This window comes from Variovorax sp. W2I14 (assembly GCF_050435205.1).
Taxonomy (GTDB): domain Bacteria; phylum Pseudomonadota; class Gammaproteobacteria; order Burkholderiales; family Burkholderiaceae_C; genus Variovorax; species Variovorax paradoxus_C.
On record NZ_JBNDJX010000001.1, the window covers coordinates 5,307,285 to 5,322,574 of the forward strand.

Sequence of the window (15,290 nt, forward strand, 5' to 3'; positions counted from 1 at the left end):
GTGCCGGGTCACTTCACACAGGCTTCACACAGCGCGGCGTTCCTGGTGTGTGACTTCAAAGAGCCTTCCAACTGCCTTCTCGTGCGGCAGAGAAAGTTGCGGCCGTGCAAGTTCGCACGGACAAGGACCCCCGCCATGGATGCCACCACCACCCCACGTCCCGGCCGCTGGCTCTGGCTCGCCACCGTGAGCCTGGCGACCGCGGGCTTCATCGCCATGGGCGTGCGCCCGGTGCATGCGCAAGAAGCGCTTGCCGGGCCAAGACTCAAGACAGAAAGCCCGTACTTCTTCGTCAAGAGCGACGACCCTTCTGTCGATCGGCTGCCGCTCAAGGGCACCGAGGTCGCCGTGAAGATTTCGGGCGTGATCGCCGATGTCACGGTCACGCAGACCTATCGCAACGAAGGCCAGCGCGCGATCGAAGCCAAGTACGTGTTCCCCGGTTCGACCAAGGCGGCCGTGAGCGGCCTCAACGTCCGGTTGGCCGATCGCCTGATCACCGCGCAGATCCGCGAGAAGCAACAGGCGCAGATCGAATACGACACCGCCAAGAAAGAAGGCAAGACCGCCGCGCTGCTCGAGCAGCACCTGCCCAATGTGTTCCAGATGAACGTCGCCAACATCCTGCCGGGCGACGATGTGAAGGTGGAGCTGCGCTACACCGAACTCCTGGTGCCGCAATCGGGCAACTACGAGTTCGTGTTCCCGACCGTGGTCGGCCCGCGCTACAACAGCCCGCAATCGGACAACGCGCAAGCCAAGTGGGCTGCGCAACCCACGCTGCACGCAGGCGTCGCGCCGAGCACCGGCTTCAAGCTGAAGGCCACCATCGACACGCCGATGGGCCTGAAGGAAGTGCGCTCGACCACCCACGCCATCGACGTGAAGAAGAGCGACGAGGACCAGCACGCCGACATCGCGCTCACAGCCGATGGGCGCCCTGCCGACAACCGCGACTTCGTGCTCGACTATCGTCTCGCGGGCGAAAAAATCGAATCGGGCCTGATGCTCTACAAGGGCCAGGGTGAGAACGCGGAGAACTTCTTCCTCGCAATGGTCGAGCCTCCGAAAGCAGTGGCTGCCAGTGCGATCTCGCCGCGCGACTACATCTTCGTGGTCGACATCTCGGGCTCGATGCACGGCTTTCCGCTCGACACCGCCAAGACAGTGCTCGAACGCCTGATCGGCGGCCTGCGCCCGAGCGACACCTTCAACGTGCTGCTGTTCTCCGGCAGCAACAAGATGCTCTCGCCGAAGTCGGTGCCGGCCACGCGCGCCAACATCGAGCAGGCGCTCGCGACGATCAAGAACTACAGCGGCAGCGGCAGCACTGAGCTGATCCCGGCCCTCAAGCGCGTCTACGCCGAGCCGAAGGAAGAAAACGTGTCGCGCACCGTGGTCGTGGTGACCGACGGCTACGTGACGGTCGAGCGCGAAGCCTTCGACCTGGTGCGCAACAACCTCTCCAAAGCCAACGTGTTCGCCTTCGGCATCGGTTCTTCGGTGAACCGCAGCCTGATGGAAGGCATCGCCCGTGCCGGCATGGGCGAGCCGTTCATCATCACCGACCCGGTGCAGGCGCCCGAGCAGGCCGCGCGCTTTCGCCGCATGGTGGAGTCGCCGGTGCTCACCAGCGTGAAGGCCACCTTCGGCGGCCTCGATGTGTACGACGTGGAACCGCAGGCCCTGCCCGACGTGCTCGGCGAACGCCCGGTGATCGTGTTCGGCAAGTGGCGTGGCGAACCCAAAGGCCGCGTGATCATCGAAGGCCGGAGCGCCAGCGACCCGTACCGCCAGGAAGTGCGCATCGACGACCGCACCCGCCTGGACACCGCCGCGCTGCGCACGCTGTGGGCGCGCCATCGCATCCAGAGCCTGAGCGACCAGGAAGCGCTCGAAGGCAGCGTGGCCTTCAAGGAGCGCATCACCGAGCTGGGCCTGAAGTACAGCCTGCTCACGCAGTACACGAGCTTCATCGCGGTCGACAAGGTGGTGCGCAACCCGGCGCCGCAGAACAGCGTGGATGTGAACCAGCCGCTGCCGATGCCGCAAGGCGTGAGCGACTTGGCGCTGGGTGCCGAGGTGCCCAGCACGCCCGAACCCGAAACGCTCGGCGCCCTCGTCGTCGTGCTGTCGATGCTGGCCATGTTGCGCCGCCGTGCGCGCCGCAACGACGCGCGCCGGTTCACCTCCTGAAGCCGCGGGAAGAACAACATGTCTCTGGCAACGCTCGCCCATCGTCATCCGCGCATCGTGGATTGGGGCATTCACATCGACCGCACGCCGGCCGCCGGCTGGCTTGCGCTGCAGTTCGCCGCGCTCGCGCCCACCTGGGCGTGGATGGTCCAGCGCATGCGCGACGGCTCCGACGATCCGATGGGCCTCGTGGCGCTGGTCGCACTGGCTGCATTGGCGTGGCAATGCCGGCGTGAGTTGCGCGCTTCGCCGCGACTGGGCTGGTTGGCGCTCGCGGGCACGGGCACCGTGCTCGCCACGGTGTTGCGCTCGGGACTCGGCGTCGTGCCCGCGCTGCCGCCGCTGGCGGCGGGACTGGTGGCTGTGCTGGCGCTGGCCTGCGGCCTGCTGGCCTTCCTTCCGAGGCGCGTGGCTGCATTGCCGGTCGCGGGCCTTGCGGTGCTTGCGCTGCCACTGCTGTCGTCGCTGCAGTTCTACGCCGGCTATCCGCTGCGCGTGGTGACGGCCGAGGCCAGCCGCTGGCTGCTCGCGCCGGGCTTCGACGTGGCGCGCGAGGGCACGAGCCTGATGGTGGACAGCCGCCTGGTGATCGTCGATGCGCCCTGCTCCGGCGTGCAGATGGTGTGGCTGGGTTATTTCACAGCCTGTGCCATCGCGCTGTGGGCGCGCCGCAGCGACAAGGCATTCCTGCGGCACCTGCCGATGGTCGGCGTGCTGGTGCTGGCCGGCAACATCGTGCGCAACAGCGTGCTGATCGCCTTCGAAGGCGCGGGCCACGCGCTGGCGCCCTGGGCGCACAACGCGCTGGGCCTCGCTGTGCTGGCGGCCGTGTGCGGCTGCATCGCCCGCCTGATGGTGCCCGCGCGCACCGTGCCGGAACCCGCCGACCACCCCGTTCCGGGCCTGATCACCACGCAAGGAGGCCGCCATGTCGACACCGTTCTTTGAGCGCTGGTTCGCCAACCATTTCATCAACCGCATCGGCCACAAGACGGCCTTCGCGCTGGCGATGCTGCTGTGCATGCTGTGCATGCTGTGGTCGACTGCTGCGGCGCTGCGGGCACCGGCGGCCCCTGAAACGATGGCCGCCTCGCACGAGTGGCCGAGCCAGTGGGACGGCGTTCCATTGCGCCCGCTCGCGTTGAGCGAGGTCGAGCAGCGCTTCGCCGACCGCTTCCCCGGCGCCATCGGCCGCATGACCGACGGCACCCAGACGCTCGTGATGCGCGAGGTGAAACAGCCCACGCGCATGCTCCATCCGGCCGCGGACTGCTACCGCGCGCTCGGCTACCGCATCGAACAGGCGCGCCTCGAACGCGATGCACAGGCGCGTTTGTGGCGCTGTTTTGTTGCGCAACTGCACGGTGCGCAAAAGATCCGCGTTTGCGAGCGCATCGTCGATGCTCAAGGCACGGCTTTCACCGACACTTCAGCCTGGTATTGGTCGGCGGCCAGTGGACAGTCGACCGGTCCGTGGCAAGCCGTCACGGTGGCGAGACCGATGTGAGAGCGTGTGTGTGAAGAAGACCCTGCGATTTGTGCTTTTCGGGCTGCTGGCCCTCGTATTGACAGCGCTTGTAGCTATCTTTTTGATAGTTAGGATCGCGCTGGCCCCGGCGGCGGGCGAATGGAGCACGACGGTGAAGGCCGGTCCGCTCCACTTCGAGATCGGTGTCCCGACGGCGATGCGCCTGGCCACCTCGCCCTGGTTCGCACCGCGGCTGGACGGCCATTCGCTGGACACCCGTTTCGGCACCGTGCGCTTCAGCTGGAAAGAGGCGGCCGGCCTGCAGGAGCTGCGCTGCGAGCCCTGCAGCATCGAGGTACCGGCGCTCGGCACGCAGCCGATCAAGGTCGAGCGCCTGGTCGCCACTGTGCGCCGCGACGGCAACACGCTGGCCGGCACCTTCGAAGCCACGCCCCGGACCACCGAGACGGAGATGCTCCAGGGCACATGGGAAGGCCGCCTCGCCCCCAAGAATCTGCACTTGAGCGCCAAGGTCCAGGATGCGCCCATCGCGGGCTGGTACGCGGTGCTGGTGCCTACGCTGCCCGAGCTGCAGCGCGCGCGCATCGGCGGCACGCTCGCCGTGAGCGCCCAGATGGTGCTGCCCGAAGCCACGTTCGCGGTGCAGCCCGTCATCAGCCAGTTCACTGTCGAGGGGCTGGGCACCGAGGCGATGCTCGGGGCGCGCACCAGTTGCGGCCCGTCCGCCAAGCTGGCCAACGACAGCTGGCTGGCGCGTGCCGTCATCGCGGCCGAAGACCAGCGCTTCTTCACGCACGCGGGCTACGACATCACCGAGATCCTCGCGTCGATCGACAACAACCAGAAGGAAGGCCAGACCAAGCGCGGCGGCAGCACGCTCACGCAGCAACTCGCCAAGCTGCTGGTGACCGGCAGCGACCGCACGGCCGAGCGCAAGCTGCGCGAAATGCTCTATGCGGTCGAGATGGAACAGACGCTGGGCAAGGCCCGCATCCTGCAGCTGTATCTCGACAACGCGCCCTGGGGCGGCAACCTCTGCGGCGCCGAGGCGGCGGCGCGGCGCTACTTCAAGCGCAGCGCGCGCACGCTGGAGCCCGCACAGGCCGTCTGGCTCGCCGCGATGCTGCACAAGCCGCAGGCCGTGCTGGAGCAATGGCGGCGCGACGGACAGATCGATCCCGACCGCACCAAGTGGGTCGCCGAAAGCGTGCGCGGCATCAGCCGCAATCAGCGGGAGGCGCTGCTCAAGAGCGTGGCGGCGGCCAAGTACGTTGCCCCGGAGGCCAACACACAATGAGTTCAATGCCGAGCGTTGCCGACATCGAAGCCATCGAGCGCGCCACCGTCGCGGCGGTGTCGCCCGAAGCGTCCGAAGAGCTGGACGGTTGGCTGCTGCCCTTCGACGGCGGCACCGTCAAGCGTGCGCGCTCGGCGGTTCCCCTGCACCGCAGCGCGGTGGACGCCGGCACGCTCGATCGCATCGAGGACCGCTACGACAGCCGTCAGGTCGTGCCCGCGCTGCGGCTGGCCGACGCCGAGTGCTTCGACAGCTTGCGGGCCGAACTGGAGCGGCGGCACTACGTCGAAGACCATCCCACCTGCGTGCAGATCGGAACGGTGCGGCAGATGCGGCAGGTCGCGGCCGCGGGAACGAGTGCGGGTGCGAGTGCCGGCGCATTGGCCGATGTCGATCGCGCACCCGACGACGCCTGGGCGGCGCTGTTCCTCGGCGAGGGCTTCGATCCGGTGGATGGCGCCCATCGCGTGCGCGCGCTGGCCCGCGCCAAGGGCTCGCTCTATGCCAGCGTGCGCGAAAACGGCCGCACAGTGGCTGCGGGCGCGATGGCTTTCGGACACGGCTGGGCCAGCGTGCACGGCATGCGGACCGACAAGGCGCACCGGGGCCGGGGCCTCGCGGGGCGCGTGCTGGCGGGGCTCGCTCAAGCGGCACTGACGAAGGGTTTCGAGCGCGTATTCCTGCAGGTCGATGCGCAGAATCATCCGGCGTTGTCGCTTTACCGGCGCGCCGGCTTTCAAACGCATTGGCAATACCGCTACTGGCAGCGCCAGCAGTGGCCTAGGTAAGGGTTCGTCCCCAGACGGCCGGCTCTTTTCCTGGCTGTTTTGCGGGGTTCGAAGGCGGGCGCGGATGCCGCAAGATATCGGGCGATCTTCCCTCGAACCCAGGAGCCCCGATGAACGACGTCACCCTTCCTCGCAACGCCCCGCCGCCCAACATGGCGCCGATCGACTTCGAAACGGAACTCGGGCCGCTGCCGCTGCAAGGCGTCTTGCCCAAAGGCCTTCGGGGCACGCTGGTGCGCAACGGCCCGAACCCGGTGGTGCCCGACCCCAAGGCGCACTGGTTCGCGGGCGACGGCATGCTGCATTCGTTCACCCTGGCCGACGGCCAGGTGCACTACCGCAACCGCTGGCTGCGCACCGATCTCTGGCGCGCCGCCACCGAAGGGCGGGACCTGACCAGCAGCTTCCAGAAGGCAAGGGTCAGCGACGAACCGCCGCCGAAGCACGACGGCACGGGCAACACCAACGTCATCGCCCACGCCGGCCGGCTGCTCGCGCTCGAGGAGGCGCATCTGCCGATCGGCTTCGAGTTGCCCACGCTCGCCACCCTGGGCGCCACTGATTTCGACGGGGCCCTGAGCGGCAGTTTCACCGCCCACCCGAAGACCGATCCGCGCACCGGCGAGCTGCTGTTCTTCGGCTACGGCACACCGGCGAAGCTCTCCAACGGCATGAGCTTCGGCGTGATCTCGCCCGAGGGCCGCGTCACGCGCTTCGAGCATTTCGAGGCGCCCTACGCCAGCATGGTCCACGACTTCATGGCGACCGACCGCCATGTGATGTTCCCGATCATGCCGCTCACCGCCAGCATGGAGCGCGCCCAGAGCGGCCGGCCGCCTTATGCCTGGGAGCCCGAATACGGCACCCGCGTCGGCGTGATGCCGCGCGACGGCAGCACGGCCGACATCGTCTGGTGGCGCGGCCCGAGTTGCTACGCGTTCCATGTCATGAACGCCTGGGAAGCCGATGGCAGCCTGTTCGCCGACGTGTTCCAGTTCGACACGCCGCCCCTCTTCCCAAAGCCCGACGGCTCGCCCGCCAGCGACGTGCCGCCGCCGAGTTGGCTGGTGCGCTGGCAGTTCGACCTGTCGAACCCGTCGCGCGAATTCACGCAGACGCGGCTCGCGCAGATTCCGGGCGAGTTCCCGCGCATGGACGAACGCTTCGCCGGCCTGCCCTACCGCCATGGCTGGTATGCGTGCCATGCGGAACCGGCGCCCGGCGCGCCGCCGCGGCTCTATGCGGGCCTGGTCCACATTGATCACGCCCAGGCCGAACAGAAGACCGAGCGCGACATGTACATGTTCCCCGCACCCGATGTGGTGTCGGAAGGCGTTTTCGTTCCCCGCTCGCCCGATGCGGAAGAAGGCGACGGCTGGCTGCTCGCGACCGTGTGGCGCGGCGCGACCAACACCAGCGACCTCGTGATCTTCGACGCCCGAGCGATCGCCAAGGGCCCGGTCTGCACGGCGTTGTTGCCGCACCGCGTGCCGGTCGGCTTTCATGGCAACTGGTTCGAAGAAGAACGCGCAGAAGAGCGCGCGTGAGCAGGTGGCGGGCCTTGCGCCCTCGATCGTTCTTGCGGAGCCCGCGCTCATCCCCACCGGTGGTGCGGTCAGCGGGTTGGTGACACCATGGGCCGCATGACCAAGAACGCCAACCATCCCACCGAACCCGTCGCCACGCCCCGCGGCCTCGACCACATCGTGGCCGGTGTCTCCACCAGCGACGGCGACGGCGTCAAACTCACCCGCGTGCTGCAGCAGCCGCTGCAGAAGCGGCTCGATCCGTACCTGATGCTCGACGCCTTCGGCAGCGACAACCCGGGCGACTACATCGGCGGCTTTCCGAACCATCCGCACCGGGGCTTCGAAACCGTCACCTACATGATCGCGGGCCGCATGCGCCACCGCGACAGCGCCGGCCACGAAGGCCTGCTTGAAAACGGCGGGGTGCAATGGATGACCGCCGGCCGCGGCCTCGTGCACAGCGAACTGCCCGAGCAGGAAGAAGGCCTGATGGAAGGCTTTCAGCTCTGGCTCAACCTGCCGGCCAAGGACAAGATGCGCGAACCCTGGTATCGCGACATCCAGAGCGAGGAGATTCCCGAATACACCACCGCCGAAGGCGTGCACGTGCGGGTGATCGCCGGCACCAGCCACGGCATCGAAGGCGCGGTGCTGCGCGCGCACACCGAGCCGCTCTACCTGGACCTCACGCTGCCGCCCGGCGCCGAATTCGCGCAGCCGCTGCCGGCGGACCACAACGTGCTGGTCTACGTGTTCCGCGAATCGCTCTGGATCGCCGGGAGCGAAGTGCCGACGCGCCGCATGGCGATCCTCGCCAACGACGCCGGCAGCGACGGCGTGGTGCTGCGCGCGGGCGCGACCAACCACAGCCCGGCGCGCGCGCTGCTCATCGCGGGCCGGCCGCTGCATGAACCGATCGCGCAGTACGGGCCGTTCGTGATGAACACGCAGGAGGAAGTGAAGCAGGCCGTGCACGATTTCCAGAACGGCCAGCTCGGCTGAGCTGAGCTGATCTGTAGTCGCGCGCCTACCGGAAGTCGGCATCGCGCGTGGTTCTGTGCCGGCGCGCGGCCGCATAGATTCCGGCCATGCCCCCCACGATCCGCAAAGGACAGGCGCCCGAGACGCTGCAGCGCGCCCAGTTCCACGACCGCTTCATGCAGCCGTTCCAGGATCCGGCGTTCAAGGCCGAGTCCGATTCGCTCCAGCGCATCGAACTGATTGCGTGGGAGGCGTACCAGGAAGGCCGCAAGGCGCCGGTCACGCGCAAGGCGGGGCCCGGCTATGCGGACCCCGACTACGACCTGTCGGTGGACTGGCTCGAAGCCAAGGCGCGCATCGATGCAGCGCAGGCTGTCTGGGGCCAGCCGCAGACGCGTTCGCGCGTGCTGCTGGTGAACGGGTCGCCGCGCAACGATGGCACCTGTCCCGGCGAAATCTCCAAAACATGGCGCCTGACCGAACTGGCGCGCGAAGTGCTCGAAGGCAGCGGCGTCGAAGCCGACGTGCTCGACCTGAGCCATCTCACCTCGGAGTACGGCCGGCACATCCACCCCTGCAAGGGCTGCGTCTCCACCGCCATGCCGCTGTGCCACTGGCCCTGCAGTTGCTATCCCAACCATTCGCTGCGCCAGACCGGCGACTGGATGAACGAGATCTACGAACGCTGGGTGGCCGCGCACGGCGTGATCCTGCTCACGCCCACGCACTGGTACCAGGCCGCCAGCCCCCTCAAGCTGATGATCGATCGCCTCGTCTGCGCGGACGGCGGCAACCCCGACCCCACGAGCACGCACGGCAAGAAACCCGAAGAAGCCAAGGCGCTCGAGCTCCAGGGTTGGGGCTATCCCAAGCACCTGGAGGGCCGCGTCTATGGTGTGGTGGTGCACGGCGACGTGGCCGGCGTCGAGAGCGTGCGCCGCAACCTCACCGACTGGCTCGATTGGATGGGGCTCGTCGACGCGGGCGCGCAAGCGCGGCTGGACCGCTACATCGGCTATTACGAGCCGTATGCCACCAGCCACGATGCGCTCGACGAAGACACCGACGTGCAGGAAGAAGTGCGCAATGTCGCGCGCGCCGTCGCTCGCGCGGTCGGCGAATTGCGGGCGGGAAAGCTGCAATCGCCGGATCGGGGCCTGAAGCAGCCGCGGCCCAAATAAGCGCCATCGCACAGCGCAGCGCACCGCGCTGTTCATCATTCTTTACGCAAGCTCACGCCGGGCTAACGGAGGCGATACAGAGGTCTTCCACACTTCGCTTCACCTGCTGCCCCTCGGTGGCGGGCTTCTTCGAAAGGAAGCACTTCTCATGATTTCTCTTCGCCAACGCATCGTCTGGGCCAGCCTCCTGGGCTCCGCCGCCCTCGCCTCTTCGGGTGCCTTCGCACAAGCGCCGGCCGCAACCACCACGCCCGCAGCGCCCGCCGCGCAGTGGCTCAGGCCGACACCACCGCCGCCCCCAAGGCGCAGCACAAGCGCATGGACCCGGCCCAGCGCATGGAGCGCATGAAGGAGCACCGTGCCAAGCGCCTCGCCGCGCTGAAGGACAAGCTCAAGCTGACGGCCGCCCAGGAAAGCGCGTGGACCACCTACACCACGGCCAACCAGCCGCCGGCCGGTGCCCGCCCGCAGCGCATGGACCGCGCCGAGTTCGCCAAGCTGACCACGCCCGAGCGCCTGGAACGCATGCAGACTCGCCAGGCCGAGCGCAGCGCGATGTTCGCCAAGCGCGCCGAAGCCACGAAGACCTTCTACGCCGCGCTGTCGGCTGACCAGAAGAAGACCTTCGATGCCGAAACGGTGCATGCCGGCGGTCACGGCCACCGCGGCCATGACGGTCACCGCGGCCACGACGGCCAGCGCGACGCAGCGCCCGCCAAGAGCTGAGCACCCGGCCGCCGGTGACGGCGGCCTCTGAAAAAAGCCCGCAGCGCACGAAGCGCTGCGGGCTTTTTTCCGTCCGGCTGGAGCTGCCTGCTTATTGCGGCGTACCGGTCTTTTCGGTCGGATTGGTCGGCACCGCCGGACGCTCGCCCTTCTCGCCGAATTGCGGCTTCACCTTGCGGGCCTGCTGGCTGACTTCGGCACGCGACTGCTCCCCGGTCGGCCGCGGCATTGCGTTGGGCTGGTGGTTGACCGTGGTCGTCGCCTCGCCCTTGGGCACCATGCTGTTGGCGTTGTTGCGGTTCTGCACGCGTGCCTCGGCCTTCACGGCCTCGCGGGAGGCGGGCATCGAGTTGTCGGGGCGCTGCGGCGGATTGGCCACGCCGGCCGGCGTCATCGTGCTGGCCTGTCCGCCCACGGACGGATCAGGCTGTGCGGGAATCGACGTCGCCTGGGCCATCGCGCCGCCGGCCGCGGCCATCAGCACGGCAAGCACCGTGCCCCGAAAAAGAGTGGTCTTCTGCTTCATGGTGAGTTCCTTTTGCTTGTCTCGTAAGAGTGATGGATGGAGAACCTTGGGCTGCCCTTTCGCAGCCCTGAAATCACCGTAGGAGGCGCTTCGCGCCGGGCGTGTCGGGGTGGGGCAGGCCCGCCTGTAGGAGCCCGCCGCCCGCGCGCGAAAGGCACGGAAGAAGGTGGCGCGTTCCTACAGGCAGGCCCGGCGCGGCAACGTACAACGTCAGAACCGATGTCTTCCTCCCCGATTCCAACCGTTGCCGATGCGCCCGCGCCGACCTCGCTGAAGGTCATGACGGTGAACACCCACAAGGGCTTCACCGCGCTCAACCGCAAGTTCATCCTTCCCGAACTGCGCGACGCGGTGCGCACGGTCGGCGCCGACGTGGTCTTTCTGCAGGAAGTGCTGGGCACGCACTCGCGCCATTCGCGCAAGGTGAGCAATTGGCCGGACGCGCCGCACTACGAATTCCTGGCCGACACCATGTGGCCGCAGTTCGCCTATGGCCGCAACGCCGTGTACCCGAAGGGTCACCACGGCAATGCGGTGCTGTCGAAGTTTCCGATCGTGCATTTCCGCAACCATGACGTGTCGGTGAGCGGCCCCGAGAAGCGCGGCCTCTTGCACTGCGTGCTGCGCCTGCCGGGCCGCACGGTCGATGTGCATGTGATCTGCGCGCACCTGGGCCTGGCCGAAGCGCATCGCCAGCAGCAGCTCGAACTGCTCTGCCACATCGTGCGCGACGAAGTGCCGGCCGATGCGCCGCTGATCGTCGCGGGCGACTTCAACGACTGGCGCGGCCGCGCACACGAGGTGCTGGAGAAAGGCGCCGACCTGCGCGAGGTGTTCGTGCATGCGAATGGTCGCGCCGCCAAGACCTTTCCCTCGCGTTTTCCCATGCTGCCGCTGGACCGCATCTATGTGCGCAACGCCGGCGTGCATGCGCCGGTGGTGCTGCCGCGCCGGCCGTGGTCGCACCTGTCGGACCACGCGCCGCTGGTGGCGGACATCGATCTTTGAGACGGGCCGCACCATGAGCCACGGCAACCATTGGGTCGGCGGGAACCGCATCGAGCTGCTCGAGAACGGCGAGCAATTTTTCCCGCGCGTGTTCGACGCGATTCGTGCGGCGCAGCGCGAAGTGATCGTCGAGACCTTCATCCTGTTCGAGGACAAGGTCGGCCTCGGGCTGCACGCGGCGCTGCGCGAAGCGGCGCAGCGCGGTGCCAAGGTCGACCTGATGATCGACGGCTTCGGCTCGCCCGACCTCTCGCGCGAGTTCATCGAGGGCCTCACCTCGGTCGGCGTGAAGGTGCGGGTGTTCGACCCCGGCCATCGTTTCATGGGACAACGGCTCAACGTGTTCCGCCGCATGCATCGCAAGATCGTGGTGGTCGACGGCGAGCGCGCCTTCGTCGGCGGCATCAACTATTCCGCGGACCACCTGCTCGACTTCGGTCCGAAGGCCAAGCAGGACTGGGCGGTGGAACTCGCGGGCCCGATCGTCGCGGAGATCCACCAGTTCGTGCTGCGCGCCATCGCCGTCGGCGGCAAGGGCGCGGGGTGGTTTCGCCGCCGGCTCAAGCAGGCGCCGCCGGTGCGGCAGCTCACAGCGGGTGAAGCCGACGCGATGTTCGTCACGCGCGACAACCGCCGCCACACCAACGACATCGAGCGCCACTACCGCGCGGCGATCCGCGCGGCGCGCGAGCGCATCGTGATCGCCAACGCGTATTTCTTTCCGGGCTACCGGCTCATCAAGGAACTGCGCCGCGCCGCGCGCCGTGGCGTCGATGTGCGGCTCATCCTGCAGGGCGAGCCCGACATGCCGATCGTGAAGACCGCCGCCAGTATGCTGTACCACCACCTGTTGCACGCGGGCGTACGCATCTACGAATACTGCGACCGGCCGCTGCACGGCAAGGTCGCGCTGATGGACGACCGCTGGAGCACGGTCGGCTCGAGCAACCTCGATCCGCTGAGCCTGTCGCTCAATCTCGAAGCCAACGTGGTGGTGCGCGACAAGGCCTTCAACGAGGTGCTGTGGAAGCGCATGGACCAGCTCATGCAGGAGAGCTGCAAGCGCATCGAAACGACAGACCTCGCGAGCGAGTGGAGCGGATGGCGGCTGGTGCGCAGCTTCTTCATCTTTCACTTCCTGCGCTGGTATCCCGCGTGGCTGGACCGCCTGCCGCGCCACGTGCCGCGCCTGACGCCGGCCGAGGCGACCGATCTGGCCGAGCGGCAGAAGAACGAGAAGAACAGCAACAACACCGGCGGCGCGACGCCGACGGAAGCGGCATGAGCCCGTGAGCAAAAGCATGAGCACGACGATGGCCCTCGCTCGCCAGTCCTGGTGGCCCTGGGCCCGCCGGGTGGTCGTGTGGGGCTTCTTCGGGCTCGTCGCGTGGCTGCTGGTGACCCAGGCACGGGCCATCGATTGGAACGAGGTGTTCCAGGCGATTCGCGCGCTGCCCGCGATGACGCTGCTCGCGGCCGGCGCATTGGCCGCATGCAGCTTCGTGCTCTACAGCACCTACGACCTGCTCGGCCGGCATCTCACGCGGCACAAGCTCGGCGCCGGCACGGTGATGGGCGTGACCTTCATCAGCTATGCCTTCAACCTGAACTTCGGCTCGCTGGTCGGCGGCGTGGCGTTTCGCTACCGGCTCTATTCGCGCCTGGGTCTCGGCAACGCGACCATCACCCGCGTGCTGGGGTTCAGCATGCTGACCAACTGGCTGGGCTACCTGGTGGTGGCCGGCGCGGCTTTCTTCTTCTGGCCGATGGCGCTGCCGCCCGAATGGAAGATCGGCAGCGGCGGCCTGCGCGTGCTGGGTGCTGTGCTGCTGGCGTTGTCGGTGGGCTACCTCGCGCTGTGCGCTTTCTCGGCAGGGCGCGTGTGGCGCGTGCGTGGCCACACGTTCAAGACGCCGGGGCTCGCGATGGCGCTGCTGCAGCTGGCGATGTCGTGCCTGAACTGGTCGCTGATGGGCGGGGTGATCTGGCTGCTGCTGCAGGGCCAGGTCGGCTATCCGCATGTGCTCGCGGTGTTGTTGGTGGCGGCGGTGGCCGGCGTCGTCACGCACGTGCCGGCGGGGCTCGGCGTGCTGGAAGCGGTGTTCGTCGCGCTGCTGTCCTACCAGGTGGCCGAGACCACGCTGCTGGGTGCGCTGCTGGCCTATCGCGGCCTGTATTACCTGCTGCCGCTGGCAGTTGCGCTGGGCGCCTACCTCGTCGCCGAGATGCGCATGCGCCGCAGCCGCCGTCGTCGCTTGTCTGGTCGCGCCCCGGGCGTCTAGCCTAGAAGTGATAGGTGTAGCGCAGGCGCAGGAAGGTCTCGCCCGGGTTGGGCTTCTTGATGCCGGCATTCGAAAAATGCTGGACCCGCAGAGAGAGCTCGTGCGCTCCGTTGTCGCCAAAGCTGCGCCCGATGCCCAGCACCTCGGTGAACTGGAAGGCCGTGCTGAAGCTGCGGTCGGGTGTGCGATAGACATGGTTCATCAACGTGGCGCCGACACCGCCTTCGGCAAACCAGGGCGACGTGCCGCCACCGAATCGGTAGCGCAAGGTGTAGATCGCGCCGACCTGAAGGTAATTGCGCGGACCATCGTCGAGCGCGCGCGCATGCCAGTTGCTCACGAAGAAGTCGAGGTACGAACTGAGCGGGCCGCCGGGCTGCCGCTCGGTGATCGACCATGGCACCGTCAGGCCCGCGCTGACCGAGTTGGTGTCGCCCTTCTCGCCGTGCCGCGCATGGCCGCCGTCGATGTAGAAGCCGCGGGTGTCATCGCCAAAAGCATGGGCCGCCGTGCCCAGCAAGCCGAAAAGGCCTGCGAACACGGCGGCCCGAAGGGGCGCGCAAGGATGTGATTTCATGTGATGGGTGTCCAGTGCGGATAACGGAAGAAAACGCATGTTTACTTTCCAGCGCAGGGCACCGATGCCGTCGCACGTAATTTCCACATCCGAAGGTAGGACTTGTTCAACAAGAATGCAGTCTGAAATTGCTGCGCCGCAGCAATTCGAAACGGTCGAGGCCTATAGTGGGTTCTCCTCCCCACGCATCGGCCCCTCACATGTCATCTCTCAGTTCCACCGCCCGTCTGGCCCATCCGCTCATGCAGTGGCTCGACCTGGCCCAGAAGACCAACGAGATGCTGCTGTCCTCCGGCTCGGTGATCCGCATGCGGACCGAGCGCATCGCCAAAGCCGGCCTCACGCCCAGCGCGGCCGACTTGGCGGAGTTCCAGCTCATGGGGCACGAGAAGCTCGCCGCGGCGAGCGAATCGGGCATCGCGATGGTCAAGCAGTGGCACAGCAGCCATTTCTCGCTGGCCAGCAAGGCGCTGCAGCAGTGGCTCCAGGGCACGACGGCCTTCTTCTCGATGGCCGGCAGCGTCACCCCCGCACAGGCCGCCGCGCGCAGCGATGCGTTTGTTCAGACCGCGGCCCGCACCGCGAGCGCGGCCAGCCAGCTCTCCGGTGTTGCCGTCCGCATCGCGCGCGAAGGGCTCAAGCCGATCCACGCGGCCGCAACGTCCAACGCGCGCCGGCTGGCCGAACTGCAATCCTGAAAAAAGAAAAGG

General features: G+C 67.6%; 15 protein-coding genes. 13 read left to right on the forward strand and 2 right to left on the reverse strand.

All coding sequences use genetic code 11. The annotated features are described in order from the left end of the window. Positions 1-135: 135 nt before the first annotated feature. The 9 genes from QF040_RS24780 to QF040_RS24820 all read left to right on the forward strand — a co-directional run bounded on the left by QF040_RS24780 (position 136) and on the right by QF040_RS24820 (position 10,187). Complete coding sequence (locus tag QF040_RS24780) at positions 136-2,196, forward strand: VIT and vWA domain-containing protein (protein ID WP_429613232.1); 2,061 nt, start codon at positions 136-138, stop codon at positions 2,194-2,196. Between the two features lie 18 nt (positions 2,197-2,214). After that, on the forward strand, positions 2,215-3,144 hold the full coding sequence (xrtQ, locus tag QF040_RS24785; RefSeq protein ID WP_429613233.1) for an exosortase Q: 930 nt from the start codon (positions 2,215-2,217) through the stop codon (positions 3,142-3,144). Continuing rightward, positions 3,125-3,703, forward strand: a complete 579-nt coding sequence (locus tag QF040_RS24790) for a hypothetical protein (protein ID WP_429613234.1) — start codon at positions 3,125-3,127, stop codon at positions 3,701-3,703. Before xrtQ ends, QF040_RS24790 begins: the two co-directional genes overlap by 20 nt. A gap of 133 nt (positions 3,704-3,836) precedes the next feature. After that, positions 3,837-4,982, forward strand: a complete 1,146-nt coding sequence (locus tag QF040_RS24795; protein WP_429613235.1) for a biosynthetic peptidoglycan transglycosylase — start codon at positions 3,837-3,839, stop codon at positions 4,980-4,982. After that, positions 4,979-5,770, forward strand: a complete 792-nt coding sequence (locus QF040_RS24800; RefSeq protein ID WP_429613236.1) for a GNAT family N-acetyltransferase — start codon at positions 4,979-4,981, stop codon at positions 5,768-5,770. Before QF040_RS24795 ends, QF040_RS24800 begins: the two co-directional genes overlap by 4 nt. 110 nt (positions 5,771-5,880) lie before the next feature. Continuing rightward, the gene (locus QF040_RS24805) at positions 5,881-7,317 is read left to right on the forward strand and encodes a carotenoid oxygenase family protein (RefSeq protein ID WP_429613237.1); all 1,437 of its coding nucleotides are present in this window, start codon (positions 5,881-5,883) and stop codon (positions 7,315-7,317) included. Positions 7,318-7,404: 87 nt separating this feature from the next. Beyond that, positions 7,405-8,301 (forward strand): pirin family protein, encoded by an 897-nt coding sequence (locus QF040_RS24810; RefSeq protein WP_429613238.1) that lies wholly within the window; start codon positions 7,405-7,407, stop codon positions 8,299-8,301. Between the two features lie 86 nt (positions 8,302-8,387). Continuing rightward, a complete protein-coding gene (locus tag QF040_RS24815) occupies positions 8,388-9,461 on the forward strand; it encodes a flavodoxin family protein (protein ID WP_429613239.1) in 1,074 nt (357 codons plus the stop codon). Between the two features lie 270 nt (positions 9,462-9,731). Beyond that, positions 9,732-10,187 (forward strand): Spy/CpxP family protein refolding chaperone, encoded by a 456-nt coding sequence (locus QF040_RS24820; protein WP_429613240.1) that lies wholly within the window; start codon positions 9,732-9,734, stop codon positions 10,185-10,187. Between the two features lie 91 nt (positions 10,188-10,278). Here the strand turns inward: QF040_RS24820 and QF040_RS24825 are convergent, their stop codons facing one another. Continuing rightward, positions 10,279-10,713: a serine/threonine protein kinase gene (locus QF040_RS24825; RefSeq protein ID WP_429613241.1), complete on the reverse strand. Its 435-nt coding sequence runs from the start codon at positions 10,711-10,713 to the stop codon at positions 10,279-10,281. Positions 10,714-10,932: 219 nt separating this feature from the next. Here QF040_RS24825 and QF040_RS24830 point away from each other — a divergent pair, with 219 nt between their 5' ends. The 3 genes from QF040_RS24830 to QF040_RS24840 are packed head-to-tail and all read left to right on the forward strand — an operon-like array spanning position 10,933 to position 14,003. Then, entirely contained in the window at positions 10,933-11,721 is a 789-nt protein-coding gene (locus QF040_RS24830; protein WP_429613242.1) for an endonuclease/exonuclease/phosphatase family protein, read from the forward strand. 13 nt (positions 11,722-11,734) lie between these two features. Further along, positions 11,735-13,006 carry a cardiolipin synthase ClsB gene (gene clsB, locus QF040_RS24835; protein WP_429613243.1) on the forward strand — a complete coding sequence of 424 codons (1,272 nt, stop codon included), beginning with the start codon at positions 11,735-11,737 and terminating at the stop codon, positions 13,004-13,006. Between the two features lie 16 nt (positions 13,007-13,022). Beyond that, the gene (locus QF040_RS24840) at positions 13,023-14,003 is read left to right on the forward strand and encodes a lysylphosphatidylglycerol synthase domain-containing protein (RefSeq protein WP_429613244.1); all 981 of its coding nucleotides are present in this window, start codon (positions 13,023-13,025) and stop codon (positions 14,001-14,003) included. Position 14,004: 1 nt separating this feature from the next. On the opposite strand, the gene QF040_RS24845 is transcribed toward QF040_RS24840, so the two are convergent. Further along, complete coding sequence (locus QF040_RS24845; protein ID WP_429613245.1) at positions 14,005-14,580, reverse strand: acyloxyacyl hydrolase; 576 nt, start codon at positions 14,578-14,580, stop codon at positions 14,005-14,007. 200 nt (positions 14,581-14,780) lie between these two features. Here QF040_RS24845 and QF040_RS24850 point away from each other — a divergent pair, with 200 nt between their 5' ends. After that, positions 14,781-15,278, forward strand: a complete 498-nt coding sequence (locus tag QF040_RS24850; protein WP_429613246.1) for a polyhydroxyalkanoate granule-associated phasin — start codon at positions 14,781-14,783, stop codon at positions 15,276-15,278. Positions 15,279-15,290: the final 12 nt, after the last annotated feature.